The organism is Micromonospora sp. R77, assembly GCF_022747945.1.
GTDB lineage: Bacteria > Actinomycetota > Actinomycetes > Mycobacteriales > Micromonosporaceae > Micromonospora.
The window spans coordinates 6,488,400-6,513,349 of record NZ_JALDST010000001.1 but is presented as its reverse complement, the minus strand read 5'-3'; the positions used below and the strand labels follow the sequence as shown (position 1 = coordinate 6,513,349).

The following is a 24,950-nucleotide window of genomic DNA, read 5'->3' as shown; positions in this document are numbered from 1 at the left end:
CCGCACCACCAGGGCAGGGGAGAGGACATTGACCAACGTCACCATCGTCACCGGCGGCAGCCGCGGCATCGGCGCCGCCACCGCCCGCCGGCTCGCCGCCGCCGGCCACCACGTCGCCATCGGCTACCGCCACGACCACACCGCCGCCCAGGCCGTCCTCGCCGACCTGGACGCCACCGGCAACCACGGCATCGCCGTACCCGCCGACACCAGCGACCCCGACCAGGTCCGCCACCTCTTCGACGCCGCCGCCGACCTCGGCCCCCTCACCGGCCTGGTCAACAACGCCGGCATCACCAGCCCCATCGGACCCTTCACCGACCTGCGCCACGACGACCTGCGCCAGGTCGTCGACGTCAACCTCATCGGGTACGTCCTCTGCGCCCAACAAGCCGCCCGCCGGATGACCCACGGCGGCGCCATCGTCAACATCTCCTCCGCCGCCGCCACCCTCGGCAGCCCCGGCGAATACATCCACTACGCCGCCGTCAAGGCCGCCACCGACACGCTCACCCTCGGCCTGGCCAAGGAACTCGCCCCACACGGCATCCGGGTCAACGCCGTCGCCCCCGGCATCATCCGCACCGACATCCACACCCTCTCCGGCACACCCGACCGCGCCGACACCGCCGCCGCCCGCATCCCCCTCGGCCGCGCCGGAGAACCCGACGAGGTCGCCGCCGCCGTCACCTGGCTGCTCGGCCCCGACGCCTCCTACACCACCGGCGCCGTCCTGCGCGTCGCCGGCGGCCTCTGACCCCGGCGGGGGAGAGCACCCCGACCACGCGCAGGACGGCCAGTCAGTGCCAGTCGCTGATCCGCACGTCCCGCGGCTCCGGAGCACCCTCCCCGGTCTCCAGCAACCGCTTGAGACTCAGCAGGAAGACCGCCCACTTGGTGCTGCAGTGGTACATGAACTCCACCGGCTCACGCCAACCCTCGTGCGCGAACACCACGATCGTGAAGTCACCGTCCTGCCGCAGGTCCCACCGCACACCGGTGCCGACCCACTCCGGCGGCCCGTCCACCACCTCCCAACGCACCCGCCGCCCCGGCACCAGCTCCACGACCTTCATGTCGAACCCGCCCGCCGCGAACCGGAACTCCAGCACACCGCCCAGCTCGGTCACCCCGGACGTCTTCTCCGTCCACCAACCCGACAAACCGTCCACCGTGGTGAGCGCCTCGTACACCCGCTGCGGCGACGAGCGCGCGACGCCGATGCGATGCAAGATGTCTGCCATCTCCCGAACCCCCTCCTACTGATCCTGCTCGGTCCCCGCGTGCCTGCCCCGCTCGATCGACTCCGCGATCCGCCGGATCCGCCGCAGCCGGGCGTTCCACGCCGCACCCACGTCCGCCAGCTGCGCGACGGCGCGGGCCAGCTGCGCCTCGTCGACGCGGAACTGCCGCTCCCGTCCACTGGTGGTCGCGTGCACCAGACCCACCCGGTCCAGGACGACCAGGTGCTTCGCCACCGCCTGACGGGTCACCGGCAGCCGGTCACTCAGGCTCGTCGCCGTCCCACTGCCGTCGCTCAGCAGCAGGTCGAGCAGCCGCCGCCGGGTCGGGTCGCCGACCGCCGCCCACAGGTCGTCGTCCACCACCGTCACGCGGACGCGCCCGCCGCCACCGTCGCCGCGTACGCCGGCAGCCGGGGGAGGAAGTAGTCCCAACCGGTGACGTGCTCGGCGTACTCGGCGGCGACCTTCGCCTCCTCCCAGCCACGCTCCCGGAAGCCGCTCTCGGTCATCCGCAGCAGCGTCCCCGCCCCGTCCGGCCGCAGCTCGAAGACCACCAGCAGCGAGTTGCCCGGTGCGGCGGCCACGCCCTCGTCATGGGTCCAGCGGAAGGAGAACAGCTGCGGGGGAATCGCGTCGACCACGGTGAACTGCACCCACGTGCCACCGTGGGCACAGTCGCCGAACCCGATCCGGCCCGCACCACCCGGCTCCGCCGGGAACTCCGCCTCGTCCGGCCACCACTGGCGCAGGTGCTCCGGGCTGCTCACCACGTCGAAGACGACCTCGGGTGAGGCGTCGATGTGGATCTCCCGCTCGATCGTGCCGAATTCCATGGCGCCACCTTTCGCAACGTTTGGTTGCAGGTCAGGCTAGCGGGCCCGAGGGGGAGCGCGCAACCAATGGTTGCGCTATCCGCCAGTCCGGGTATCCACTGCGGAGCCGGTTTCCTCGCAGTGGCGAGCGATCCGATGCGCGCCGGCGTCATCAGATCCAAGGGTTACGATGATCTCGTTCTGCACCGGGGGGTTGGTAGCCTCGGGACATGTCGATCAATGTTCCGGCCGCCGCCACGGCTGACATGCGGTGACGCCGAACCTGCGTCGCTCGGTCCGGGCGATCCTGCTCGACGAGGACGACCGCATCCTGCTGTGCCGGTTCGTCTTCCCGCACCCCGTCGTGCCGGGCCAGGCGACCGGCGTGTGGGCGGCGCCGGGCGGCGGCATCGAACCCGGCGAGGACCCGCTCACCGCCCTGCGCCGCGAACTCCGCGAGGAGACCGGCCTGACGACCACCGCCGACCCACCGCACGTCTGGCACCAGGAAGTCATCGCCGCCGACCACGCGCCGGGCTTCGACGGCATCATCAACGACTACTTCCTCATCCGGGTGCACCACTTCCAGCCCCGCGGTGAACTGACCGACGACCAACTCGCCGCCGAGAACCTGGCCGCGTTCCGCTGGTGGCACCTCCCGGAGATCGTCAACTACGGCGGCCCCGACCTGTTCTCGCCCCGCGACCTCGCCACACCGCTGACCGCGCTGCTCACCACGGGCACGCCGGCCCAGCCGCTCCACCTCGGCCTCTAGCACCCGCCGGGGACCACCCGCGCCGAGGTCGATGCCGCGAGCGGGCTGACGGGCCACCGCCTGTGCCGACCGGACCGCTCGGCCCGTCGGCGGCTGCCTGCCATCCCTGCCGGTCGATGCGGCAGGCGCGATCCAGGGGAGAGGCCCGGCTGCTCACCAGTGCGCCAACGGGAACCGATCGCCCGGCCACGGCGGCCACGGCGGCAGCGACAAGAAAATGGCACGCCGCGGCCAGCCAGTCAACCGAAGGCTGTGTCCACCAACTGGGGTGCAGTGGCCGAGCCACGCGGACTGAAACCGCACCGGAACGGTGCGGCCCGATCTGACTCTGTGAGGAAGCCTGGGAGCGACACCGATCCCGTCGCATCGCGCGTTCCGGCAGCCCATCAAGCATCCAACCCGAGATTCGATAATGCACATTATGTAAAGTGAACCTGGTCGGGGCCCTCTCCCGGGACGGGTGGGGCCGCCCAGCGGCGCAGGTGCTCCTCGATCAGGTCCACCCGCTCACCCACCGGACCCGGCGGCACCACGACCAGCTCGTGGCCGTGCTCCCGGTAGACCTGCTCGTGCAGCCGGCCGAAGGCCAGCGCCTCGGCCACACCGATCCGCCGGGCCGCCGTGCGGGTGACGAAGCCCAACGGCTGGACGAGAAAGACCTGCCGCTGGTAGATGCCGTCACGACGGATCCGCGCCACCTCGGCGGCGAGCGCCGGCGTGACCGCGCGACCCTGATGACGCGCCAGGGCCAGGGTGCACAGCGGCGAACGGTCGTACACCTGCGGGCTGCCCGGCGGCTGCGCCCGCTGCCGGCGGGCCTGCTCCGCGACCACCAGGTCCAGGAAGTCGTCCCGTCGCCACGGCTCGTCGCAACCCGCGGCCTGGCGGTCGGCGATCACGTCCGTGGCGGCCTCCGCGACGACCTGCCGGCCGCGCCGCCGCAACTGCGCCAGGATGGTCGTCTTGCCCGCCCCGGGCGCTCCCGTCAGGACGTACCGCTGCACCCGCACCCCGCTCACGGTAGGCCGCTCCCCTTCCCCACCGTTGCCCGGACGCGAAAATCATGCATAATATCCCTTATGCATGACAAAACGGGCGAAATGCTCGGAACGCTGATCGAGGAGTTCCTGACGGCCCGGGCCACCCGCAAGCCCTCCCCCCACACCCTGGCCGCCTACCGGCGGGACCTCGTCGCCGTCGCACGGCTGGTCGCCGAGGACCGCGCACTCCCCCTCGACGCCGTGCCGGTCACCGCCCTCTCCCCCCGCGTCATGCGGTCGGCGTTCGCCTCGTTCGCCACTCCCCGCGCCGCAGCCTCCGTGCACCGCGCCTGGTCGACCTGGAACAGCTTCTTCACCTTCCTGGTCGCCGAGGGGGTCGTGCCGGGAAATCCGATGCCGGCGGTGGGCCGCCCTCGTACGCCACTCCCCCGCCCGAAGCCGCTGCGCGGTGAGGACACCCCCGAGCAGCTGCTCGCCGCGGTGGCCCGCGAGGACGGTCGGCAGCGCGACCCGTGGCCCGAGCGGGATGTGGCGGTGCTGGCGCTGGCGCTCTGCGCCGGGCTGCGCCTGTCCGAGCTGCTGGCGTTGCGGGTGTCGTCGCTGGGCGGGCGGGAGGGCGAGCGGCGGGTCGAGGTGGCCGGCAAGGGCGGTCGTCCGCGGGTGGTGCCGATCGAGGCGGGCCTGGACCGGGCGGTGCGGGACTATCTGGACAGTCGGGCGCGTCGGTTCGGGTCGCGCAGCGTCCGGCCGGATTCGGCGTTGCTGGTGGATCGGCGGGGTGAGCCGCTGCGCCGGGGTGGTCTGCAGTACCTGGTGGAGTCGTGTTACCGGCGGGCGGGCATCGGTGACCGGGTGCCGCGTGGTGCGCGGTTGCACGCGTTGCGGCACACGTTCGCCACGCGGTTGGCGGAGGACGGGGCGGGTGCGGCGGAGATCATGCGGTTGCTGGGTCATGCGTCGTTGGCGTCGTCGCAGACGTACATCGAGGTGACGGCGGGTCAGCAGCGGGCGGCGGTGGCGTCCAACCGCACGAATCGGGCGTTGGCGGGTCTGGTGGTGGAGCGGTCGGGGTGAGTGGCCGCGGGGTGCGTCGGGTGGGCCCTGGTGGAGGAGCCGCGCGGGCGCGGATCAGGTGATTCTGCCGGTGCGGGGTCGGGATCGGTCGGTCGGCTCCGACCTCACGGTGACGATCCACGTCTCACCACGGTTGTCACCGTCAAGGAGGAACATATGGTGCAGTTGTTGAGAGTCCAGAACTTCAATGTCTCGAGTGACGGAATCGGTGCCGGTGAGGACCAGACCCTTGAGCGGCCGTTCGGTCATGTGGAGCCCGAGCGGCTGTTCGCCTGGGCCGGTGCCACGGCGAGTTGGCCCATGCGCACCGATCCCGGGGGCAGCCGGGGTCTCGATGACTACCTGACGCGGGACTACGCCCGTGACATCGGTGCCGAGATCATGGGCCGCAACAAGTTCGGTCCGCAGCGCGGGCCGTGGCAGGACCATGAGTGGCGCGGCTGGTGGGGTGACGAGCCGCCGTTCCGCACTCCGGTGTTCGTGATGACCCACTACGGGCGCCCTTCGTTCACGCTGTCCGACACGACGTTCCATTTCGTCGGCGGCGATCCTGCCTCGGTCCTCGGACAGGCCCGGGAGGCGGCGCAGGGCAAGGACGTCCGGCTCGGCGGTGGGGTCACCACCATCCGGCAGTTCCTCGACGCCGATCTTGTCGACACCCTGCATGTGGCGGTTTCGCCGGTGCGGCTCGGGTCCGGGGTGCGTCTGTGGGAGTCACCCGATGAGTTGCTCGATCGGTTTCACCTGGAGGTGGTGCCCAGTCCGAGCGGGGTGACGCACCATCTGTTCTGGCGGAGGTGACCGGTTCTCGGGGCAGCCCTGGGGGGCTCTTGTGCCTTCCGGGGCTGCTCCGGGGCGGGCGTCGAGCTGCCTGTCGGGCTGCGGCAGCTGTGCGGTTGAGCTGGGGCGGGTGGTCGGTGGTTCAGCCGAGGTCGACGACGAGGGGCCGGTGGTCGGAGATGGTGGAGGGTGGGGTGTCGACGGCGGTGACGGGTGGGAGCCGGTCGAGGCCGTGGCGGTCGGCGAGGATGTGGTCGAGTTGCACGCGGGGTTGTCCGGCCGGGTAGGTGGGGCGTCGGCCGAGGGGTTGCCAGCGGGTGAGCAGCGCGGCGGGTGCGGCGGGGAGGTTGAGGTCGCCGAGGAGGATCCGGGGGGCGGGCAGGGTGCGCAGGGCCCGGACGACGCGGCGGAGTTGGAGGAGGTTCCAGCCGGGGACGAAGGACAGGTGGGTGGCGGCGACGGTGAGGGGGCCGTGTGGGGTGTCGAGGACGGCGGCGAGGACGACGCGGGGTTCGTCGCGCAGGAGGATGAGTCCGCCGTCGGGTCCGGGGATGTAGACGGGTGAGCGGACGGGGGCGGGGCGGAGGCGGGTGACCTGCCAGGTGCGTACGGGGTGGCGGCTGACGAGGCCGACGCCGTAGAGGGGTTCGCCGTGGCCGTCGTCGTCGTGGGTGAGGGGGCGGAACTGTTCGCCGGGGGTGCCGACGACGGCGGCGGCGAAGCGGTGTTCGGGGGCGTCGAGGGCGTGGGCGGCGATGGCGGTGAGGTCGAGGTTGCCGCTGCGGGTCTGGTCGCGGTCGACTTCCTGGAGGGCGAGGACGTCGGCGTCGAGGGCGGTGACGGCGGCGGCGAGCCGGTCGGGGTTGACGAGTCCGTCGGTGAGGGATCGTCCGTGCAGCAGGTTGAAGGTGGCCAGGCGCACCTGTTCACCCTACGTCGGCGTGGGAGGGTTGCTGGATGGTGAGGGCGTTGCTGTGTTCGGTGCTGGTGTTCGTGGCGGTGGGTTGGTTGGGGGTGTGGTTGCGGCGGCGGCGGGGTCGGTGAGGCTGGCCACAGGGGTTCTCGTGGGTGGTGGGGTGGTGGGAAGAATGGCCGCCCGTGGATCCTCTGTCGCTGGGCACTCTGTTGGCTGCGGCCGCCATGGCGGGTTGGGTGGACGCCGTGGTGGGTGGTGGTGGGTTGTTGTTGTTGCCGGCGTTGTTGGTGGCGGCGCCGGGGTTGCCGGTGGCGACGGCGTTGGGCACGAACAAGTTGGCGGCGATCTTCGGTACGTCGACGGCGGCGGTGACGTATGCGCGGCGGACGAAGGTGGACTGGGTGGTGGCGGGGCCGTCGGCGGGGTTGGCGGTGGTGACGGCGGGGTTGGGTGCGGCGTTGGCGGGGGCGGTGCCGGCGGGGGCGTACCGGCCGGTGGTGTTGGTGGTGTTGGTGGCGGTGGCGGTGTTGGTGTTGTGTCGGCCGCGGTTGGGGGTGGTGGCGCAGCCGGCGCGGCGGACCCGGGGGCGGGTGGTCGTGGCGGTGGCGGTGGCGGGGTTGGGTGTGGCCCTGTACGACGGGTTGATCGGGCCGGGGACGGGGACGTTCCTGGTGTTGGCGTTCACCGGGTTGGTGGGGGCGGATTTCGTGCACGGGTCGGCGATGGCGAAGGTGGTGAACGCCGGCACGAATTTGGGTGCGTTGGTGGTGTTCGGCGCGACGGGGCACGTGTGGTGGTTGCTGGGTGCGGGGATGGCGGTGTGCAACGTCGCCGGAGCCGCGCTGGGGGCGCGGATGGCGTTGCGGCGCGGCTCCGGCTTCGTGCGGGTGGTGTTGTTGGTGGTGGTGTTGGCGTTGGTGGCCAAGCTGGGTCATGACCAGTGGTTGGCCGGTTGAGTGGGTCGCCGGGTCAGGCGTGTCGGACGACGTCGTCGTAGTCGAGGCGGGGCAGTCGGGGGTACCAGGCGTCGGGGCCGGGCTTGCCGAGGTTGACCACGAGGAGGGATTTCCAGCCGTTGTCGGCGAAGAAGTCCTTGTCGACGCCGTGGGTGTCGAAGCCGGCCATGGGTCCGGCGGCGAGGCCGGCGGCGCGGACGGCGAGGAGCCAGTAGCCGATCTGCAGGGTGGCGTTGAAGCGGGCCATCTGTTCGCGGCCGGCGGGGTCGTCGGCGAGGCTGTCGCGCATCTGGGGGCGGATCGGGAAGACGTGTGGGATGTGGTCGTGGAAGTTGGTGTCGGCGGCGAGGACGGCGACGACGGGGGCGGCGGCGGTCTTGGCGCGGTTGCCTTCGGACATGTGGGTGAGGAGGCGTTCGCGGGGTTCGCCGTCGCGGATGTAGAGCACGCGCAGGGGTTGGGTGTTGGCGGCGGTGGGTGGGTATTTGGCGAGGTCGAAGATGGCGCGCAGTTGGTCGTCGGTGACGGGTTCGTCGGTGAAGGTGTTGGCGGTGCGGGCGTCGGTGAACAGTTGTGCCTGTGCGTCGGGGTGCAGGGTGATGGGGTTGTTCATGGGGGGCTCCTCAGGGGTGGGAGAGATGGCTCCATGAACGGTAGCAGCTAGCTTTTTAGAAGTGGCTTGCGCTGTCGGTGGGGCCCGTATCCTGGTGCCATGACGGTCGGGCCGGAAGTGGGGGGAACGCCGCGGGCGTGCGACGCGGGTCTCGCCCGGGCCTTCGCGTTCCTCGGCAAGCGGTGGAACGGGATCCTGCTGGGCACCCTGGCCCACGGTCCCGCCGGGTTCGCCGAGCTGACCCGCGCGCTGCCGGGCATCAGCGAGTCGGTGCTGTCCGACCGGCTCGGTGAGCTGTGCCGGGTGGGGCTGGTGTCGCGTACGGTGCGGGAGGGTCCCCCGCTGGGGGTCACCTACCAGCTGACCGAGCGGGGCGGGGCGCTGCTGCCGGCGTTGGACGCGCTCGCCCACTGGGCGCAGGAGAACCTGCCCGCTGCCGGGCCGCGCGGCGGCTGCTGACCGCGATGCCGGTACGCGCCGAACACGACCGCACCGTCCTGGCCGCGCTGCTGGCCCGGGATCCGGTACGCCACGCCTATCAGCTGGGTGACCTGGACGACTTCTTCTGGCCGTACACGTCGTGGTTCCGGCGCGGCGACCAGGTGGCGCTGCTCTATCACGGGGTGGAGCTGCCGACGCTGCTGGCGTTCGGCGGGCCGGCGGACCGCGCGGAGCTGGCGGCGCTGCTGGCCGAGCTGGCGCCGGTGCTGCCGGCGCGGTTGTGGGCGCACCTGTCCCCCGGCCTGTCCGCGGCGCTGACCGACCGGTTCGTGGTGACGGAGGCGGCCGACCACCATCGGATGGCGTTGACCGATCCGGCGCGGCTGGCCACGGTCGCGCCGGCGGGCGAGGTGCTGGGGCGTGCGGACCTGCCGGCGTTGCTGGCGCTCTACGCGGCCGCCTATCCGGGTAACTGGTTCGATCCGCGGATGCTCGACACCGGCCAGTACGTGGGTGTCCGCGACGGCGGGGAGCTGGTGGCGGTCGCCGGGGTGCACGTGTGGTCCCCCGCCTGGCGGGTGGCCGCCCTCGGCAACGTCACCACCCATCCCCGGGTACGCGGGCGGGGCCTGGCCTCGGCCGCGGTGGCGGCGCTGTGCGGCCGGCTGCGCGACGGCGTCGACCATGTCGCCCTGAACGTGCGGGCGGACAACCTCGCCGCGGTGCGGCTGTACGAGCGGTTGGGCTTCACCCGGGTCGAGGGCTTCGTGGAGTGCGGGCTCCGGTTCCGTGCGTGACCGGCGCGGCTGCCCGGCGTGCCCGGCCCAGCCGCCAGGTGAGGTGGTCAGTGGTGGCGGCTGGGTGAGTCGAACCGGCCGGCGCGGATCTCCCGCAGGGCCTTGCGGCGGGTGTCGCCGCGCAGCGTGTCGACGTAGAGGCGCCCGTGCAGGTGGTCGGTCTCGTGCTGCAGGGCGCGGGCCAGGAAGCCGCTGCCGGAGATGGTCAGCGGCTGGCCGTGCTGGTCGACGCCGTGGGCGGTGGCGTGCATGGCCCGGGACGTCGGGAAGTACAGGCCGGGGATGGACAGGCAGCCCTCGTCGTCGTCCTGGAGTTCCTCGGACAGCTCCAGGGTCGGGTTGACCAGGTGGCCGCGGTGGCCGTCGGCGTCGTAGACGAACACCTGGGCGTTGACGCCGATCTGCGGGGCGGCCACGCCGGCGCGGCCGGGCGCGCCGAGCAGCGTGTCCATCAGGTCCGTCACCAGGGCGCGCAGGTCGGCGTCGAAGCTGGTCACCGGCTCGCAGGGGGTGCGCAGCACGGGGTCGCCGATGATCCGGATGGGGCGCATGGTCATGCCGGAAGGCTATCGGTCGGAGGCGCTGCGGGTGTTCCCGCCCGTCGTGTCGCGGTCACGCAGGAGCACCTCGACGCCGTCGAGGATGCGTGCGAGGCCGAAGGCGAAGGCGCGGTCGGGGTCGGTGGCGGCCTGGTACTCCTGCCCGGCGGCGGTGCCGACCCGGGCGGCGAGGGGGAACCGCCGCGGGTCGAGGACCGTGTCCAGGTAGGGGGCGTGGGCCTGCCACCACTGTTCGTCGGTCATGCCGGTGCGTGCGGCGGCCTGGGCGGCCTCGACGGCGCCGCGTACCGCGCCGTGCACGTAGCCGGTGACGAGGGTGACGACGGCGTCCATCTCGAGGTCGGTCAGGCCGATGCCGTCGACGGCGCGCAGTTCGTACTCGTACTTGGCGGTGACCTGGGGGCCCAGCGGTGGGCGGGTGGTGGCGACCTGCAGCAGCCACGGGTGGCGCAGGTAGAGCGCGAAGTTCTCCCGGGCGATCTGGGTGAGCCGGCCGCGCCAGCCGCCGGGCACGTCGTCGGGGCGGGCGGTCTCGCCGTACACGGTGTCGAGCATGACGTCGAGCAGTTCGCCCTTGCCGGGCACGTGGGTGTAGAGCGACATGGTGCCCACGCCGAGGCGTTCGGCGACGCGGCGCATGGACAGCGCGGCGAGGCCTTCGGCGTCGGCGACCTCGATGGCGGCGCGCACGATCCGTTCCACGCCGAGGTCGCCGCCGCGGCGGCTGGGCTTGTCCCGGGTACGCCAGAGCAGGGCGAGGCTGCGGGCCGGGTCGCCGGTGCCGCTGTACTCGATGGTCACTCGCCGACTGTACCGTCGCCCGTACGGCGTACGGCCAGGCCGGTGTCGGTGATCCGGGCGCGCAGCGGCCGGCGACGCAACGCGGCCAGCACGGCGTACAGCTCGTCGGCGAGGGGCACCGGCAGCTCGGCGTCGAGCTGCCGCATCGCAGCGGTGGTGGCCGCCCACTCGGCCTCGATCACCGGCAGCAGCGCGGACGCCCGGTCGGTGAGGGTGACCACCCGCTGCCGGGCGTCCCGGCCGGGCGCGACGTCGACCAGTCCGGCGCGGCGCATCTGCGCGACGGTCTGGCTGGCCGCGGAGTGGGTGACCCCGACCCGGGCCGCCAGGTCGCGGATCGGCAGCGGCCCGTCGGCGACCAGCACCCGCACCAGCGGCGAGAAGCGGGGCCGGTAGTCGGTGCGGCCGAGGTCGGCGTAGACGGCGGCCACGTCGCCGTCGAGCAGGTCGAGGACGTGGCGCAGCAGGGTGCCCAACGCCGCGCGGTCGGGTGGTCCGGTCACACCCGCTAATGTAACAGCACTGTTGCATCTGACGGCGGGGAGGAACACCGGGATGTATCCACCGATCGAGCCGTACGACCACGGGCTGCTCAACGTCGGCGACGGGCAGCGCGTGTACTGGGAGACCTGTGGCAACCCCGACGGCCGGCCCGCGCTGGTGGTGCACGGCGGCCCCGGCTCCGGCGCCACCCCCGGCTGGCGTCGCGTGTTCGACCCGACCGCCTACCGGGTCGTCCTGTTCGACCAGCGTGGCTGTGGGCGCAGCACCCCGTCGGCCGCGGACCCGGCCGTGGACCTGGCCACGAACACCACCGCGCACCTGCTGGCCGACATGGAGCTGCTGCGCGCGCACCTGGGCATCGACCGGTGGCTGCTGCACGGCGCGTCCTGGGGGTCGTCGCTGGCCCTGGCCTACGCCCAGCGGCACCCGCGGCGGGTCACCGCGCTGATGCTGTTCAGCGTCGTCGCCAACACCGACCGGGAGATCGAGTGGGTGACCCGGGACATGGGCCGGGTCTTCCCCGCCGAGTGGGCCCGGTTCCGCGCCGGGGTGCCCGAGGCCGACCGCGACGGTGACCTCTGCGCCGCGTACGCCCGGCTGCTGAACGACCCGGACCCGCGGGTGCGGGAGCGGGCGGCCCGGGACTGGTGCGACTGGGAGGACGTGCACGTCTCCCTCGCCGGCGGGCACCGGCCCAGTCCGCGCTTCGCCGACCCGGTGTTCCGGTACGGGTTCGCCCGGTTGGTCACCCACTACTTCGCCCACCGGGGGTTCCTGCCCGACGGTCAGCTGCTGCGCGACGCCGGGAAGCTCGCCGGCATCCCCGGCGTGCTGGTGCAGGGCCGCCTCGACGTCAGCGGTCCACCGGACATCGCCTGGCGGCTCGTGCAGGGCTGGCCGGACGCCCGGCTGGAGATCGTGGACAGCGGCGGCCACGGCACCGGCAACGGCATGACCGAGCGGGTCGTGGCGGCACTGGACGCGTTCGCCCGGCCCTGACCCGCCTCACCGCCGTGCCGCGTCGCGCCAGGCGCGCGGCGAGCACCCGTACGCGGCGCGGAACGCCCGGCTGAAGTGCGCCTTGTCGGCGAAGCCCCAGCGGGCGGCGACGGCCTGCACCGGCTGCCCGGCCAGCAGCGGGTCGGCCAGGTCGCGGCGGCAGCGCTCCAGCCGGCGGGACCGGATGGTGGCGGCCACGGTCAGTTCGCCGTCGGCGAAGAGCCGGTGCAGGGAGCGCAGCGACAGGTGGTGCGCGGCGGCCACCGCCGCGGGGGTGAGCGCCGGGTCGCCGAGGTGCCGGTCGATGAACGCGTCGACGCGGGCGCGCAGGGCGTTCTGGCGTACCTCGACCGGCAGGTCGCCGGTGCGGTCGAGGTGCTGCGCGAGGGTCGCCGACACCAGGTCCAGCGTCACCCGCGCCAGCAGCGGCGCGTCGGTGGGGGCGAACTGTTCGGGGTGCTGGGCGATGCGGCGCACGTGCTGGGCCAGCAGCGCGCCCATCCCCTCGTCGGCGCGCAGCCGCGCGGCGAGCAGTTGGCGGACCCGGTCCGGCGGCAGGGGCAGCTCGTGGTGCGGGATCTGCACCGTGACGTTGTCCAACGGCTCGGGCCCGGTCGACCGGTGGCTGGCCACGTGCGCGCGGGAGGCGTCCAGGAAAGTGAACTCCGACGGGCGGCTCAGCTGCACCTCCTGCCGGTCCTGGACCAGCTCGCTGCGCCCGGCCTCGGGCAGCGCCAACTGGTAGACGTCCGCCTCGTACCGGCGGACCAGGGTGGGCGGCCGGACGGTGTCCAGCGAGGGGTAGCGCAGCGCGGTCAGGGTGATCCGGCCCAGGTCGACGACCCGGGCGTGGGCGCGGAAGTCGTGCAGGTGGGGACTGCTGATGTGCGCGGCCGCGGTCTCCTGCGCGACCAGCGCGTGCCAGAACTCGAACCGGTCCGCCGCCGGCAGCGGCGCGGTGTCGACGACCTGATTCGGCAGCATCCCCGTCTCGCCTCCACCCCCGTCATGATCAATCCATTGTGGCAGGTGACGGTGGGGTCGGCGCGGTCAGCCGGCGGCGAGCAGCGCGCGCAGCGGGGCGGCCTTGGCGGCGGCCTCGGCGACCTCGGCGTCCGGGTCGCTGTCCCAGGTGATGCCGCCGCCGGCCCACACGTGCAGTCGCTGCGTGTCGGCCGCGGCGGTGCGGATGGTCAGGCCCAGGTCGACCCGGCCGGGCGCGACCCAACCGAGCGCGCCCATGCCGGCGCCCCGCCCGACCGGTTCCAGGGTCGCGATCTCGTGCAGCGCGGCGCGCTTCGGCGCACCGGTGACCGACCCGCCGGGGCAGACCGCCCGCAGCAGATCGGCCAGGCCCAGACCGTCCCCGGCCGCCGCGGACACCGTCGACTCCGCCTGCCACAGGTCGCACCACCGGCGTACGGCGAACAGCTCGTCCACCCGCACCGTTCCGGTGCGGGCGACGCGGGCCAGGTCGTTGCGTTCCAGGTCGACGATCATGACGTGTTCGGCGCGTTCCTTGGTGGAGGCGAGCAGCTCGCGCCGCCCGGCGGGGGTCGCCGGGCGGGTGCCCTTGATCGGCCGGGTGACCAGGCGGCCGTCGGTGACCTCGACGAGGGTCTCCGGGGAGGCGCAGCCGATCGCCCAGCCGGCTCCGGTGAGGGTGCCGCCGTAGCGGGCCCCGGGCAGGGCGCCGAGGCGCGCGAGGGCCGGGCGGGGTCGCCCCGGTACGCGGCGGCGGCGTGCCCGACGACGTTGACCTGGTAGACGTCGCCGCGGCCGATCGCGGCGCGGACCGCCTCGACGGCCTCGGCGTGCCGTCGGGGGTCCAGCTGTCCCGCCAGTCCCCCAGCCACCAGCCGGGATCACGACCGGCCGGCTGCGGGGCGGTGGCCGCGTCGGCGTGGCCGTGGACGACGACCACCAGGTCGGGCAGCGCGGGCACCGGGCTGGCGGCGCCGGGCGGTGCGCCGGCGGCCAGGGCCCCGGCGGCGGCGGAGACGTAGAGGGCCGCGCCGCAGACGCCGTCGGGGTCGTGCCGGCCCGGGCGGCCCAGGTCGGTCACGTCGACACCGTGCGTGAGCAGGAATTCCTGGGCGAGGGCGGCGGGGTCGCCGCCGTCGGTGGTCCACCACTGCAGCCGGGCGCGTTCGACGAGCCGGCCGCGGCAGCGCGCCGGCGCGGCGGGCATCACCGCCATCCGGCGTGGGAGCGCTTCCACGCCGTGTGGCCCATTCTCCCTCATCCGTTCAGTGGATTTCCGGTGAACATGACCGATGCCTGCTCGATACCGCGCGGTTCCGCTTGGTACTGTGCGTCACTGGTCATGTGAACCATGACACAGTGCCCCCACAGTCCGGAGAACCCGATGTGCCAGCACCAACCCACCTGCCCCTCCGCCGAGGCGACCGACCGCGAAGCCGCCCGCGTCATCGCCTGCTTCCGTGAGCAGGGCTGGAGCCTGCTCTGCAACGGTGTCATCATCTTCGAGGACACCGGTGAACTCCTCCCCGACGGCAGCACCATCGCCCCGCACCGCGGCCCCGCCCGACACGCCCTGGTCGCCTGACGCGATCACGCAGCGTGCCCGGCACGTCGACCCAGGCTAGTCCCCCCGGCGGGGACCACCCTCCCCAGGTCGACGACCGGCCGGGGCGGCACACGACCGCCCCGGCATGACGCCTCAGCTCTCGAACGCCTCCGGCGCCGGACACGAGCACACCAGGTTCCGGTCACCGTACGCGCCGTCGATGCGCCGCACCGGCGGCCAGTACTTCCCCGCCCGGTCCGTGCCGCCCGGGTAGGCGCCCACCGACCGCGGGTACGGGTGCGGCCACTCGTCGGCCACCACCATCGCCGCCGTGTGCGGGGCGTTCGCCAGGGGGTTGTCCCCGGCCGGCCACTCACCGGAGCCCACCTTGTCGATCTCCGCCCGGATCGCGATCATCGCGTCGCAGAACCGGTCCAGCTCGGCCAGGTCCTCACTCTCGGTCGGCTCCACCATCAGCGTGCCGGCCACCGGGAACGACATCGTCGGCGCGTGGAAGCCGTAGTCGATCAGCCGCTTCGCCACGTCGTCCACGCTCACCCCGGTCGCCTTCGTCAACGGCCGCAGGTCGAGGATGCACTCGTGCGCCACCAGGCCCTTGTTGCCGGCGTACAGCACCGGGAAGTGCCCGCGCAGCCGCACCGCCACGTAGTTCGCCGCGAGGACCGCCACCCCGGTCGCCCGGACCAGCCCCGGCGCCCCCATCATCCGCAGGTACGCCCACGGGATCGGCAGGATCCCCGCCGACCCGTGGTTCGCCGCGGAGATCGCCGGCCGCTCGTCGGCGTGCGCCGCCAGGGGATCCCCCGGCAGGTACGGCGCCAGGTGCGCCCGCACCGCCACCGGACCCACCCCCGGCCCGCCACCCCCGTGCGGGATGCAGAACGTCTTGTGCAGGTTCAGGTGCGACACGTCCGCCCCGAACTTCCCCGGCTTCGCGAACCCGACCAGGGCGTTCAGGTTCGCCCCGTCGACGTACACCTGGCCGCCGGCGTCGTGGACCTTCGCGCACAGCGACGCGATGCCCGTCTCGTACACCCCGTGCGTCGACGGGTACGTCACCATGATCGCCGCGAGCGCGTCCCGATGCTTGTCGATCTTCGCGTCGAGGTCGACCAGGTCGACGTTGCCGTCGGCGTCGCACGCCACCACCACGACCCGCATGCCCGCCATCACCGCCGACGCCGCGTTCGTGCCGTGCGCCGACGACGGGATCAGGCACACGTCCCGGTGCCCCTCACCCCGCCCCTTGTGGTACGCGCGGATGGCCAGCAGCCCGGCCAGCTCACCCTGCGAACCGGCGTTCGGCTGCACGCTGACCGCGTCGTAGCCGGTCACCTCCGCCAGCCACCCCTCCAGCTGGGCGATCAGCTCCCGGTACCCGGCGGTCTGCGCCGCCGGCGCGAACGGGTGCAGGTGCGCGAACTCCGGCCAGCTGACCGGCTCCATCTCCGTCGTCGCGTTGAGCTTCATGGTGCACGACCCGAGCGGGATCATGCCCCGGTCCAAGGCGTAGTCGAAGTCCGACAGCCGCCGCAGGTAACGCAGCATCGCCGTCTCCGAGTGGTGGGTGCGGAACACCGGGTGGGTGAGGAAGTCCGACGTGCGGTGGAACTCGACCGGCAGCGCCGCGTCCACGTCACCGTCGACGCCGTCGACCCCGAACGCCGCCCACACCGACCGCAGGTGCGCCACCGTGGTGGTCTCGTCGCAGGACACCCCGACCCGGTCCGCGTCGACCAGCCGCAGGTTCACGTTCCGCGCCGCGGCGGCGGCCACCACGTCGGCGGCCCGACCCGGCACGACCGCGGTCACGGTGTCGAAGAACGCCACGTCCGCGACCTGCACGCCCCCGGCGCGCAGCCCGGCCGCGAGCCGCGCCGCCATGCCATGGGTACGCCGGGCGATGCCGCGCAGCCCGTCCGGCCCGTGGTAGACGGCGTACATGCCGGCCATCACCGCCAGGAGCACCTGCGCGGTGCAGATGTTGCTGGTCGCCTTCTCCCGCCGGATGTGCTGCTCCCGGGTCTGCAACGCCAGCCGGTACGCCGGGTCACCGGCCGCGTCCTTCGACACCCCCACCAGCCGGCCCGGCAGCATCCGCTCCAGGCCCGACCGCACCGCCAGGTAACCGGCGTGCGGCCCACCGAACCCCATCGGTACGCCGAACCGCTGGGTGGTGCCGGCGGCGATGTCGGCGCCGATCTCGCCGGGCGGACGCAGCAGCGTCAACGCCAGCAGGTCCGCCGCGACGGTGACCAGCGCCCCCGCCGCGTGCGCCGCCTCGACCAGCGCCGCGTGGTCCCGCACCGCCCCCGACGCGCCCGGGTACTGCAGGTGCAGGCCGAAGAACTCGGCCGGCAGCTCGTCGCGCTCCACGTCGAGAACCCGCACGTCGATGCCGAGCGGCTCCGCCCGGCTGGTGATCACCGCGATGGTCTGCGGCAGCGTGTCCGCGTCGACGACGTACACCGGGCTCTTGCTCCTGCCGGCGCGGCGGGCGAGGGTCATCGCCTCGGCCGCGGCGGTGCCCTCGTCGAGCATCGACGCGTTCGCGGTGGCCAGCCCCGTCAGGTCGGTCACCATGGTCTGGAAGTTCAGCAGCGCCTCCAGCCGGCCCTGGCTGATCTCCGGCTGGTACGGCGTGTACGCGGTGTACCAGGCGGGGTTCTCCAGCACGTTGCGGCGGATCACCGCCGGGGTGTAGGTGCCGTGGTAGCCCAGGCCGATCATCGACACGGCGACCGTGTTGCGGGCCGCCAGGGCGCGCAGCTCCGCGATGGCGTCGTGCTCGCTGGCCGGGGCGGGCAGATCGAGGGTGCCGTGCCAGCGGATCACCTCGGGGATCGCCGCGTCCATCAGCTCGTCGACCGAGCTGTAGCCGACGGCCTCGAGCATCCGACGCTCGTCGTCCGGGTCGGGGCCGATGTGCCGGTCGGCGAACTGCGCTGTGGTCATGGGGGCGCTCCTGCGGGCGAGGTCGACAAGTCGGCCTCCCCCTGAGTCACGCCCGGAGGCGCTCCACAGTGCCTGCCCACGTGGTCCTTCTGCCTGAGAGGTTCCGGGGAGGAAGCTGCCCCTTCGGCGCCGCCCCGTCACTGTCGGGCGGTCTCTCCCACGTGGGTGGTACCGGCATGGTCAACGCTACCAGCGCCCCGGTCTCCGCCGGATGTCGTCCCCCGGCGCGCTCGGCGGCAACGGGGAATCCCGCAGGACGCAGTCCGGTTGGACGCACCCGTGCGGTCAGCTCGCCATGGGTACCTCTCGAGGGTCCTGGGCTCAGCAGCTGACCGCGCTTCGCGAGTACAACCACCTCGACGCCCGTAGGCGCGCCTCGTTCTTCCCGACCTCGGCCCCCGCCACACGCTGCAGACCTCCACCAAGCCGCAGGGCCACAGCCAACAGATCCTCCCAGCGAGGGCACGCTAACCGCGACCGGCCGGAACACCCGCCGCCACCGGCCGGATCGGTGCCAGGCCCGTCACCCGGTCGGCGAGGTCGGGCAGTACCGCACCCAACGGTCGGTCCACCGTCACGGCCGCGTACCCGTCGCCACGGGTCGGCCCCTGGTTCACGATCCCGACCGGAATGCCGAGTTTCGCCGCCCGGATGACGAACCGGCGACCCGACATCACCGTCAACGACGACCCCAGCACCAGCAGCGCCCGCGCCTGCTCCACCAGCGCGAAACAGTCCGCCACCCGCGCCGCCGGCACCGTCTCACCGAAGAACACCACGTCCGGTTTCAGCATGCCCGTGCCGCAGAACGCGCAGTCCACCGTGCGGAACCCGGCCACCGCCGCGTCGGGCAGCTCCACGTCACCGTCCGGGTTCACCGCGGCGACGTCGGCGTCGAAACCCGGGTTGGCCTCCCGCAGCCGCCGGTCCAGCTCCTCCCGGGAGGTCAGGTTCCCGCAGTCCAGGCAGACCACCTCGTCGAGCCGGCCGTGCAACTCGACCACCGCGCCGCTGCCCGCCGCCTGGTGCAGACCGTCGACGTTCTGCGTGATCACCCCGGTGACCAGTCCCGCGGTCTCGAGCCGGGCCACCGCCCGGTGCCCGTCGTTCGGGGCCGCCCGGGCGATCATGCGCCACCCCAGGTGGCTGCGCGCCCAGTAGCGGCGCCGGGCGTCCGCGTCGCGGGTGAACGCCTGGAACGTCATCGGGGTGTGCCGGCGGGCGACGCCACTGGGGCCCCGGTAGTCCGGGATCCCCGACTCGGTGGACAACCCGGCCCCGCTGAGCACCACCACGCCACCCGGGGCCACCAGGTCGGTCAACGCGTCGAAGGTGTCCGTCACCCGTCCATGCTGCCTCGCCGCGACCCGATCGGCGACCGTCCGCCGTACCCGTGACGCCGCTCACCCGGGCCGTGACGCCGCGCCAGCGCGGTCACCCCGCGTCGCGGCCGACGGTGCGACACCGGGCGGGAAGCCGCCGCGCACCCCTGACCGGGGTGCGGGAAAGCGCGGTCGGCGGCGCGGCGGACGCCCGACGGTTAGGTTGGGCCCATGCGAGTCGTCATCGCCGGAGGCCACGGCAAGATCGCGAAACTGCTGGAGCGGGAACTCGCCGGACGCGGCGACACCGCCGTCGGCCTCATCCGCAACCCCGACCACGCGGCGGCCCTGCGCGCCGCCGGCGCCGAGCCGGTCGTGGTCGACCTGGAACACACCGACGTCCACACCCTCGCCGGGCACCTCACCGACGCCGACGCGGTCGTCTTCGCCGCCGGCGCCGGACCCGGCAGCGGCGCCGACCGCAAGGACACCGTCGACCGGGCCGCCGCGGTGCTGCTCGCCGACGCCGCCCAGACCGCCGGTGTACGCCGCTACCTGCTGGTCTCCTCCATGGGCGTCGACACCCCACCCGCCGCCGGCACCGACGAGGTGTGGGCGGCGTACCTGCGGGCGAAGAAAGCCGCCGAGGACGAGATCACCGGCCGGGACCTCGACGTCACCGTGCTGCGCCCCGGCCGGCTCACCGACGACGAACCCGTCGGACGGGTGGAACTCGCCCGCCACGTCACCCCGGGCGCGGTCACCCGCGCCGACGTGGCCCGGGTGCTCCTCGCGCTCCTCTACGACCCCGCCACGGCCGGACTGACCCTGGAACTCGTCGGCGGGGAAACCCCCATCGCCGACGCGATCACCGCCCTGCACTGACCGGTGAGGGGTGACCGGCCCCGACGGACCGGCCACCCCTCACCGCTCACCGCTGCTGGTGCCGGGCCAACGCCACCTGCGGACCCCCACCACCGACCGCCGCGCCGGTGACCTCCGACGCGATCCGGTCCATCGTCCGCGCCAACTGCTCACTGCCGTCGTCGAGGTGCCGGGCCGCCGCCCGCATGTGCGAGATCATCATCTCGCCGAAGATCCGCAGCGCCTCCCGCGTCGCCACCGACTCGTCGAAACCGGCGCCCGCGCTGCTGCGGTACTCCTGCACCGCCCGCTCGGCCTCCAGCTTCGCCTCCTCCTCCGCCGCCCGCATGTAGCTCTCGTACTGCACCCGGGCGTACTCGGCGACCCGCCGGGCGTAGTCGTGGGCCTGCGCGATGATCTGCTCGGCCTCCCGCTGCGCCGCCGACAACAGATTCACCTCCTTCGCCGCCGGCAGACCCGACGCCGACCCCGCCGACGGAATGACCCCGTGCCGGTGCAACTCCACCCGGTCGGTCAACCGCTCGTTCTCCGCCCGCAGGTGCGAGATCTGCGCCGACAACAGGTCCAACTCGTCGGCCACCTGCACCCGGAACCGGTCCACGTCGTTCGGGTCGTACCCACGACGCGTGAACGACGTGCCACCGAACTCCCACCGACGCACCCGGTCCGCGGTCATTCGCACCTGCACACCGCCGGACACCTGCATCCCGTCGTACCTGCTGATCGGCGTCGCGCTCACCGCACACCTCCGGAATCGTCGGCCGCCGCCGCCCGCTGCACCGCGGTGCGCCACGCCGGCCCGTACCAGTGCTTCCCCAGCCCCTCGTGGTGCACCTGACCCACGTGGTAACCAGCCTGCGACAACGCCGACAGGGAATGCCCCACCATCTCGTCCGAACCACACACGTACACGTGCCGCGACCGCCAGTCCCCGTCGGCCAGCGCCCGGTCCACCGGATGCGTGAACTCACCCGGCCGCCGGAGATCCGCCCCCACCACGTACGTCACCGACAACCACGGCGACGACGACGCCAACTTGTCGATCGACTCCGTGTCATAGAACTCGCTGCGCGACCGCGCCCCCACGTACAGATCCACCTTGCGTCGCGCGCCCTCCGCCGCGACCTGCTCCACCAACGCCTTCACCGGCGCCCAACCGGTGCCGCCGGCCAGCAGCAGCAGATCCGCCGACCCCGCCGACCACAACGTCAACCGGTCCCCCACCGGCGCCGACAAGCTGATCTGATCCCCCACCGCAGACCCGTACACCAGCCGCGACGACACCGCACCCCCCGGCGCCGCCCGCACGTGTAACTCGATCGTGCCGTCCGCCCGCGGCGCGTTCGCCGGCGAGTAGTACCGCCACGCCCGCACCGCCGGATGCGACACCCCGATCGACTGACCCGGCGTGAACGGCAACAGGTACTGCGGACGCACCGTCAGCACCGCCACGTCGAACGCCCGCCGCTCATGCCCGACGATCTCCGCCACCCACCACGGCGGATTCACCGCCTCCGCCGCCTGCGCCGCCTCCGTCATCACCTGCGCGATCAGCCCGTACGCCGCCGCCCAGTCCTGCGCCAGCTCATCCGTCCACGCCTCGCCCAGGAAATGCTGCAACGTCGCCAGCAGCGCCTCACCGACCGCCGGGTAGTGCTCCGCCCGCACCGCGAACTTGCGGTGATCGGCGCCCAGGTCCTTCAGGAAACCCGTCAACCGGTCCACCTGGTCCACGTGGGACACGATGTGCCCCAACGCGCCGACCAGCCGGTCCCGCTGCCCCGCCATGTTCGTCGGGAACATCTGCCGGGTCTCCGGATGAGCCAGGAACAACGTCGAATAGAAGTAGAGCGGCACCTGGTCGCCGTGCGCGGCGACCAGGGACCAGCTCTGCTTGAGCCGTGCCGCGTCCACGGTCAGGCGCCCGACCCGGTCCCGGAGGCCACCACCTGGTCCTGCACCTGCCCCAGCACCACCCGGACATGGTCGATGACATCCGCCGGCACACCCAGCTCCGCCAGCGTCGCCGTCAGGTGCCCACCCACCATGACGTAGTGCTCCACCGGAATCCGCAGCGGCTGGTGCGCCTCCGCCAGACCCCGCCCCGCGTACTCGTCCGGCCCGCCCAGCACCACCGTCATCATCAACGCCAGGTGCCGACGCTGCTCGGCCATGTTCACGTCCGTGAAGTAGCCGGCCAGCTCCGGATCCGCCAGCACCTTGTCGTAGAACACCTCGACCGCCGCCTTCACCGAGGCGGCGCCACCGATGCGCTCGTAGTGGGAGACGGGAGCGGTGTCTTGCGTGACCGTCACAGTTGTTCCTTCCGGTGAGGGGTCACCGCGGCACGCGCCGCGGCGGGCAGCCGGCGTGGGTCACCCGGGGTGCTGTGACAATCCACGCGACAGCGACCGTGTCGGACCATAGCGTGCCGCGCCGCCCCGGTCACGGCCCCCCTATCGGAATCCCGACAACCATCCACCACGGAAAGTGACCCTCGCGGTCACCCGCAGCGCGCCGGCCCGTCACCCACCGTGTCAACGGCCGACCGCCACACGCGTGACACCCACCCCCGCCACCGTCCCCCACCCGCCCCGCGCCCGCCCGGCCATCGCCGCCACCACCACCGACGACACCCGATTCGGCCCGAACCTCCACACCGGTCCCATCCGCCGGACTCACCCCACCCCGACCGCACTCCACATCGGACCACAACCGGTCACCAACGACAGATCGCGCCGGGCCTCAGCCACGACGCGATCCACAACAACCGGGCGTGTCGACGCCCACCACCCAGACTCAGCCCGCCCGACGCCGCGCCCGCCGCGCCGCCAACTCGTCACCCACCGACTCCACCGACTCCGGCGCCTCCGGCGCCGACCCCACCGGCTCCGACCCGGCACCCGACACCGACTCCGCCGGCAGATGCGACAACGAACCCTGGATCTCCTTGAACGCACCACCGATCGCGATGCCGAACACACCCTGACCACCCTGCAACAGGTCCACCACCTCCTCCGGGGAACGGCACTCGTACACCGTCGTCCCGTCCGAGATCAACGTGATCCCCGCCAGGTCCTCCACCCCACGCGACCGCAACGCCTCGATCGCCCTACGGATGTTCTGCAGGGACACCCCCGCATCCAACAACCGCTTCACGACCTTCAACACCACCAAGTCGCGGAACGAATACAACCGGGACGTCCCCGAACCCGACGCGTCCCGCACACTCGGCACCACCAGCGTCGTCCGCGCCCAGTAATCCAACTGCCGGTAACTGATGCCCACCGCGTGACACGCCGTCACACCCCGGTAGCCCACCGACCCGTCATCGTCGACACCCGCCCGCTGCTGCTCCGTACCCGGCTCGGGATCATGCGGCTCATGCATCCGGACAACCTCCCCGCCCGTGCGGTGACACATCGTTCCACCGACGTGCACCCCTCGACACGGCCAACCCTAACGCCGCCCCGAACAGTTACCACGCAGGAACCGACGCGACACGCCGCGCCACCAGACGAAAGATCATCAACGCCACAGGGCCGCCACCCACAGTGACGACGGTCCGACACCCGGGCTCAGCCCGCGAAGTCCTCCGGACGCACCTGCTCCAGGAACTCCCGGAACTTCTCCACCTCGTCCTCCTGCTCATCAGGAATCACGATCCCCGCCTCACTGAGGACCTGCTCAGCACAACGAATCGGAGCACCGACCCGCAACGCCAACGCAATGGAATCGCTCGGCCGCGCGGACACCCGCACACCGTCCCCGATCAACAGATCGGCGTAGAAGACGTTCTCCTTCAACTCGGTGATCTCCACCGCCCGCAACGGCGCCTGCAACGCCGCCAGCACATCCCGCAGAAGATCATGCGTCAACGGCCGGGCCGGCTTGACCCCCTGCTGCTCGTAAGCGATCGCCGTCGCCTCGACCGCGCCGATCCAGATCGGCAGATAGCGGTCCCCCTCGACCTCCCGCAGCAGGACGATCGGCTGGTTGCTGGGCAGCTCCACCCGAACTCCGACCACGCTCAGCTCGCGCACCGGCCGCCTCCGTGTCGTCGTCGCCTACGCACCGCGCCCTTCCCTGCACGGTACACGGACCACGACACGAGAATCCCGCGCGCTACGTGCACCACGCCACACCAGAAAGGGGTTACCCCCGCAAGCCTACGACACGCACCCCGGAGCAGATCTTTCCGCACACCCCACAACGAAGGGCCGGGCATCCCCACGGACACCCGGCCCCACCGTCACCGACCCAACGTCGACCGCAACCCCACCCGCACCAACGCGGCATGCAACTGCTGCGACAACGCCACCAACTCCCGCGCCGTCTCCGCCGCCCGAGCCCGCGCCGCCGGATCACTCTGCCGCACCAACGGCGCCACCAACTGCGCGAACAGACCGACCTCCCGATCCGCCGCCGTCCGGTAACCCCGCAGGTGCCGCGGCTCCAACCCGTACGCCGCCAACCCCGCCACCGCCTGCGCGATGATCAACGCATCCGCGTCGTACCACCCCGGCGGATCCGACACCAACACACCGAGCCGCTCCAACTCACCCAACGTCGACTCGTCCACACCACTACGCGCGATCAGATCCAACCGACCCAACCGCACCTCGGACGACTCGACCGGCTCCTGATCACCCCGACCCGGCACCGCACCGTCAGGACCCACCGCCACCAACGCCGGCCGCTGCCGACCCGGCGCCGCACCCGACGCGTCCCACTCCGCCAACTGCGCCCGGATCACCCGCAACGGCAGATACTGGTCCCGCTGCGCGGCCAACACGAACCGCAACCGCGCCACATCGTCCCAGCTGTACTTCCGATAACCCGCCGGCGTCCGCTGCGGCTCCACCAGACCCTCGGTCTCCAGGAACCGCAACTTCGAGATGGTGACGTCCGGGAACTCCACCCGCAACTGACCCAACACCTCACCGATACTCATCAGCGGGTGG

28 protein-coding genes, 1 pseudogene and 1 riboswitch are annotated in these 24,950 nt (G+C 72.6%); of the genes and pseudogenes, 10 read left to right on the top strand and 19 right to left on the bottom strand.

Going from position 1 to position 24,950, the window contains the following annotated elements; genetic code table 11:
- The first annotated feature begins 28 nt into the window (after positions 1–28).
- On the top strand, positions 29–757 hold the full coding sequence (locus MRQ36_RS30235) for an SDR family oxidoreductase (RefSeq protein WP_242800137.1): 729 nt from the start codon (positions 29–31) through the stop codon (positions 755–757).
- A 43-nt stretch (positions 758–800) separates the two neighbouring features.
- Here the strand turns inward: MRQ36_RS30235 and MRQ36_RS30230 are convergent, their stop codons facing one another.
- Genes MRQ36_RS30230 through MRQ36_RS30220 form a run of 3 tightly spaced genes read right to left on the bottom strand, consistent with a single transcriptional unit; the run spans position 801 to position 2,077 of the window.
- Positions 801–1,244, bottom strand: a complete 444-nt coding sequence (locus MRQ36_RS30230; protein ID WP_242800136.1) for an SRPBCC domain-containing protein — start codon at positions 1,242–1,244, stop codon at positions 801–803.
- 15 nt (positions 1,245–1,259) lie between these two features.
- Entirely contained in the window at positions 1,260–1,613 is a 354-nt protein-coding gene (locus MRQ36_RS30225; RefSeq protein WP_374250938.1) for an ArsR/SmtB family transcription factor, read from the bottom strand.
- Positions 1,610–2,077 carry an SRPBCC domain-containing protein gene (locus tag MRQ36_RS30220; protein WP_242800134.1) on the bottom strand — a complete coding sequence of 156 codons (468 nt, stop codon included), beginning with the start codon at positions 2,075–2,077 and terminating at the stop codon, positions 1,610–1,612. The genes MRQ36_RS30225 and MRQ36_RS30220 overlap by 4 nt, the downstream gene beginning before the upstream one ends.
- A gap of 250 nt (positions 2,078–2,327) precedes the next feature.
- On the opposite strand from MRQ36_RS30220, the gene MRQ36_RS30215 reads away from it, so the two are divergent.
- Positions 2,328–2,831, top strand: a complete 504-nt coding sequence (locus tag MRQ36_RS30215) for an NUDIX hydrolase (protein ID WP_242800133.1) — start codon at positions 2,328–2,330, stop codon at positions 2,829–2,831.
- 419 nt (positions 2,832–3,250) lie between these two features.
- On the opposite strand, the gene MRQ36_RS30210 is transcribed toward MRQ36_RS30215, so the two are convergent.
- Complete coding sequence (locus MRQ36_RS30210; RefSeq protein WP_242800132.1) at positions 3,251–3,850, bottom strand: AAA family ATPase; 600 nt, start codon at positions 3,848–3,850, stop codon at positions 3,251–3,253.
- A 60-nt stretch (positions 3,851–3,910) separates the two neighbouring features.
- On the opposite strand from MRQ36_RS30210, the gene MRQ36_RS30205 reads away from it, so the two are divergent.
- A complete protein-coding gene (locus tag MRQ36_RS30205) occupies positions 3,911–4,906 on the top strand; it encodes a tyrosine-type recombinase/integrase (RefSeq protein WP_242800131.1) in 996 nt (331 codons plus the stop codon).
- Between the two features lie 156 nt (positions 4,907–5,062).
- The gene (locus tag MRQ36_RS30200) at positions 5,063–5,707 is read left to right on the top strand and encodes a dihydrofolate reductase family protein (protein ID WP_242800130.1); all 645 of its coding nucleotides are present in this window, start codon (positions 5,063–5,065) and stop codon (positions 5,705–5,707) included.
- A gap of 121 nt (positions 5,708–5,828) precedes the next feature.
- Here MRQ36_RS30200 and MRQ36_RS30195 read toward each other — a convergent pair whose 3' ends face one another.
- Positions 5,829–6,608, bottom strand: coding sequence for an endonuclease/exonuclease/phosphatase family protein (locus MRQ36_RS30195; RefSeq protein ID WP_242800129.1), 780 nt, complete (start codon positions 6,606–6,608; stop codon positions 5,829–5,831).
- Between the two features lie 176 nt (positions 6,609–6,784).
- Here MRQ36_RS30195 and MRQ36_RS30190 point away from each other — a divergent pair, with 176 nt between their 5' ends.
- Positions 6,785–7,558 (top strand): TSUP family transporter, encoded by a 774-nt coding sequence (locus MRQ36_RS30190; RefSeq protein ID WP_308194941.1) that lies wholly within the window; start codon positions 6,785–6,787, stop codon positions 7,556–7,558.
- Between the two features lie 13 nt (positions 7,559–7,571).
- On the opposite strand, the gene MRQ36_RS30185 is transcribed toward MRQ36_RS30190, so the two are convergent.
- Positions 7,572–8,171: a malonic semialdehyde reductase gene (locus MRQ36_RS30185; protein WP_242800128.1), complete on the bottom strand. Its 600-nt coding sequence runs from the start codon at positions 8,169–8,171 to the stop codon at positions 7,572–7,574.
- A 99-nt stretch (positions 8,172–8,270) separates the two neighbouring features.
- Here MRQ36_RS30185 and MRQ36_RS30180 point away from each other — a divergent pair, with 99 nt between their 5' ends.
- A complete protein-coding gene (locus MRQ36_RS30180; RefSeq protein WP_242800127.1) occupies positions 8,271–8,630 on the top strand; it encodes a helix-turn-helix domain-containing protein in 360 nt (119 codons plus the stop codon).
- Between the two features lie 5 nt (positions 8,631–8,635).
- Positions 8,636–9,409 carry a GNAT family N-acetyltransferase gene (locus MRQ36_RS30175; RefSeq protein WP_242800126.1) on the top strand — a complete coding sequence of 258 codons (774 nt, stop codon included), beginning with the start codon at positions 8,636–8,638 and terminating at the stop codon, positions 9,407–9,409.
- Between the two features lie 47 nt (positions 9,410–9,456).
- Here MRQ36_RS30175 and def read toward each other — a convergent pair whose 3' ends face one another.
- From def to MRQ36_RS30160, 3 genes are read right to left on the bottom strand one after another with little or no spacing between them, the layout of a single operon-like run.
- A complete protein-coding gene (def, locus tag MRQ36_RS30170; protein WP_242800125.1) occupies positions 9,457–9,966 on the bottom strand; it encodes a peptide deformylase in 510 nt (169 codons plus the stop codon).
- A 9-nt stretch (positions 9,967–9,975) separates the two neighbouring features.
- Positions 9,976–10,770, bottom strand: coding sequence for a TetR/AcrR family transcriptional regulator (locus tag MRQ36_RS30165; RefSeq protein ID WP_242800124.1), 795 nt, complete (start codon positions 10,768–10,770; stop codon positions 9,976–9,978).
- On the bottom strand, positions 10,767–11,273 hold the full coding sequence (locus MRQ36_RS30160; protein WP_242800123.1) for a MarR family winged helix-turn-helix transcriptional regulator: 507 nt from the start codon (positions 11,271–11,273) through the stop codon (positions 10,767–10,769). Before MRQ36_RS30160 ends, MRQ36_RS30165 begins: the two co-directional genes overlap by 4 nt.
- Before the next feature lie 52 nt (positions 11,274–11,325).
- On the opposite strand from MRQ36_RS30160, the gene pip reads away from it, so the two are divergent.
- Positions 11,326–12,273, top strand: coding sequence for a prolyl aminopeptidase (gene pip, locus MRQ36_RS30155; protein ID WP_242800122.1), 948 nt, complete (start codon positions 11,326–11,328; stop codon positions 12,271–12,273).
- Positions 12,274–12,279: 6 nt separating this feature from the next.
- Here pip and MRQ36_RS30150 read toward each other — a convergent pair whose 3' ends face one another.
- Entirely contained in the window at positions 12,280–13,257 is a 978-nt protein-coding gene (locus MRQ36_RS30150; RefSeq protein WP_242800121.1) for a helix-turn-helix domain-containing protein, read from the bottom strand.
- 66 nt (positions 13,258–13,323) lie between these two features.
- Positions 13,324–14,473 (bottom strand): annotated as a pseudogene (locus MRQ36_RS30145) (chorismate-binding protein).
- A 168-nt stretch (positions 14,474–14,641) separates the two neighbouring features.
- Here MRQ36_RS30145 and MRQ36_RS30140 point away from each other — a divergent pair.
- Positions 14,642–14,842 (top strand): DUF5999 family protein, encoded by a 201-nt coding sequence (locus MRQ36_RS30140; protein WP_242801458.1) that lies wholly within the window; start codon positions 14,642–14,644, stop codon positions 14,840–14,842.
- 114 nt (positions 14,843–14,956) lie between these two features.
- Here MRQ36_RS30140 and gcvP read toward each other — a convergent pair whose 3' ends face one another.
- Together gcvP and MRQ36_RS30130 are read right to left on the bottom strand one after the other, a co-directional pair.
- Complete coding sequence (gene gcvP, locus MRQ36_RS30135; RefSeq protein ID WP_242800120.1) at positions 14,957–17,779, bottom strand: aminomethyl-transferring glycine dehydrogenase; 2,823 nt, start codon at positions 17,777–17,779, stop codon at positions 14,957–14,959.
- Between the two features lie 71 nt (positions 17,780–17,850).
- A riboswitch (glycine riboswitch) is annotated at positions 17,851–17,949 on the bottom strand.
- Positions 17,950–18,246: 297 nt separating this feature from the next.
- Positions 18,247–19,122 (bottom strand): NAD-dependent protein deacetylase, encoded by an 876-nt coding sequence (locus tag MRQ36_RS30130; protein WP_242800119.1) that lies wholly within the window; start codon positions 19,120–19,122, stop codon positions 18,247–18,249.
- Positions 19,123–19,332: 210 nt separating this feature from the next.
- On the opposite strand from MRQ36_RS30130, the gene MRQ36_RS30125 reads away from it, so the two are divergent.
- Positions 19,333–19,986 carry an NAD(P)H-binding protein gene (locus tag MRQ36_RS30125; RefSeq protein ID WP_242800118.1) on the top strand — a complete coding sequence of 218 codons (654 nt, stop codon included), beginning with the start codon at positions 19,333–19,335 and terminating at the stop codon, positions 19,984–19,986.
- A gap of 46 nt (positions 19,987–20,032) precedes the next feature.
- On the opposite strand, the gene MRQ36_RS30120 is transcribed toward MRQ36_RS30125, so the two are convergent.
- From MRQ36_RS30120 to MRQ36_RS30095, 6 genes are all read right to left on the bottom strand, one after another.
- Positions 20,033–20,725, bottom strand: a complete 693-nt coding sequence (locus MRQ36_RS30120; RefSeq protein ID WP_242800117.1) for a DivIVA domain-containing protein — start codon at positions 20,723–20,725, stop codon at positions 20,033–20,035.
- Positions 20,722–21,900 (bottom strand): globin domain-containing protein, encoded by a 1,179-nt coding sequence (locus MRQ36_RS30115; RefSeq protein ID WP_242800116.1) that lies wholly within the window; start codon positions 21,898–21,900, stop codon positions 20,722–20,724. Before MRQ36_RS30115 ends, MRQ36_RS30120 begins: the two co-directional genes overlap by 4 nt.
- 2 nt (positions 21,901–21,902) lie before the next feature.
- Positions 21,903–22,301, bottom strand: a complete 399-nt coding sequence (locus MRQ36_RS30110) for a group 1 truncated hemoglobin (protein WP_242800115.1) — start codon at positions 22,299–22,301, stop codon at positions 21,903–21,905.
- A 484-nt stretch (positions 22,302–22,785) separates the two neighbouring features.
- A complete protein-coding gene (locus MRQ36_RS30105) occupies positions 22,786–23,376 on the bottom strand; it encodes a MerR family transcriptional regulator (protein ID WP_242800114.1) in 591 nt (196 codons plus the stop codon).
- Positions 23,377–23,564: 188 nt separating this feature from the next.
- Complete coding sequence (locus MRQ36_RS30100; protein ID WP_073833177.1) at positions 23,565–24,029, bottom strand: bifunctional nuclease family protein; 465 nt, start codon at positions 24,027–24,029, stop codon at positions 23,565–23,567.
- A gap of 209 nt (positions 24,030–24,238) precedes the next feature.
- On the bottom strand, positions 24,239–24,940 hold the full coding sequence (locus MRQ36_RS30095) for a MerR family transcriptional regulator (RefSeq protein WP_242800113.1): 702 nt from the start codon (positions 24,938–24,940) through the stop codon (positions 24,239–24,241).
- Positions 24,941–24,950: the final 10 nt, after the last annotated feature.

What these genes read in the sequence shown, in the direction of transcription:
- gcvP (WP_242800120.1), bottom strand. Translation starts at nt 17,779, where the DNA reads ATGACCACAGCGCAGTTCGCCGACCGGCACATCGGCCCCGACCCGGAC.
- MRQ36_RS30185 (WP_242800128.1), bottom strand. Translation starts at nt 8,171, where the DNA reads ATGAACAACCCCATCACCCTGCACCCCGACGCACAGGCACAACTGTTC.
- MRQ36_RS30105 (WP_242800114.1), bottom strand. Translation starts at nt 23,376, where the DNA reads ATGCATGAGCCGCATGATCCCGAGCCGGGTACGGAGCAGCAGCGGGCG.
- MRQ36_RS30220 (WP_242800134.1), bottom strand. Translation starts at nt 2,077, where the DNA reads ATGGAATTCGGCACGATCGAGCGGGAGATCCACATCGACGCCTCACCC.
- MRQ36_RS30095 (WP_242800113.1), bottom strand. Translation starts at nt 24,940, where the DNA reads ATGAGTATCGGTGAGGTGTTGGGTCAGTTGCGGGTGGAGTTCCCGGAC.
- MRQ36_RS30180 (WP_242800127.1), top strand. Translation starts at nt 8,271, where the DNA reads ATGACGGTCGGGCCGGAAGTGGGGGGAACGCCGCGGGCGTGCGACGCG.
- MRQ36_RS30205 (WP_242800131.1), top strand. Translation starts at nt 3,911, where the DNA reads ATGCATGACAAAACGGGCGAAATGCTCGGAACGCTGATCGAGGAGTTC.
- MRQ36_RS30200 (WP_242800130.1), top strand. Translation starts at nt 5,063, where the DNA reads ATGGTGCAGTTGTTGAGAGTCCAGAACTTCAATGTCTCGAGTGACGGA.
- MRQ36_RS30230 (WP_242800136.1), bottom strand. Translation starts at nt 1,244, where the DNA reads ATGGCAGACATCTTGCATCGCATCGGCGTCGCGCGCTCGTCGCCGCAG.
- MRQ36_RS30150 (WP_242800121.1), bottom strand. Translation starts at nt 13,257, where the DNA reads ATGCTGCCGAATCAGGTCGTCGACACCGCGCCGCTGCCGGCGGCGGAC.
- pip (WP_242800122.1), top strand. Translation starts at nt 11,326, where the DNA reads ATGTATCCACCGATCGAGCCGTACGACCACGGGCTGCTCAACGTCGGC.
- MRQ36_RS30175 (WP_242800126.1), top strand. Translation starts at nt 8,636, where the DNA reads ATGCCGGTACGCGCCGAACACGACCGCACCGTCCTGGCCGCGCTGCTG.
- MRQ36_RS30125 (WP_242800118.1), top strand. Translation starts at nt 19,333, where the DNA reads ATGCGAGTCGTCATCGCCGGAGGCCACGGCAAGATCGCGAAACTGCTG.
- MRQ36_RS30140 (WP_242801458.1), top strand. Translation starts at nt 14,642, where the DNA reads ATGTGCCAGCACCAACCCACCTGCCCCTCCGCCGAGGCGACCGACCGC.
- def (WP_242800125.1), bottom strand. Translation starts at nt 9,966, where the DNA reads ATGACCATGCGCCCCATCCGGATCATCGGCGACCCCGTGCTGCGCACC.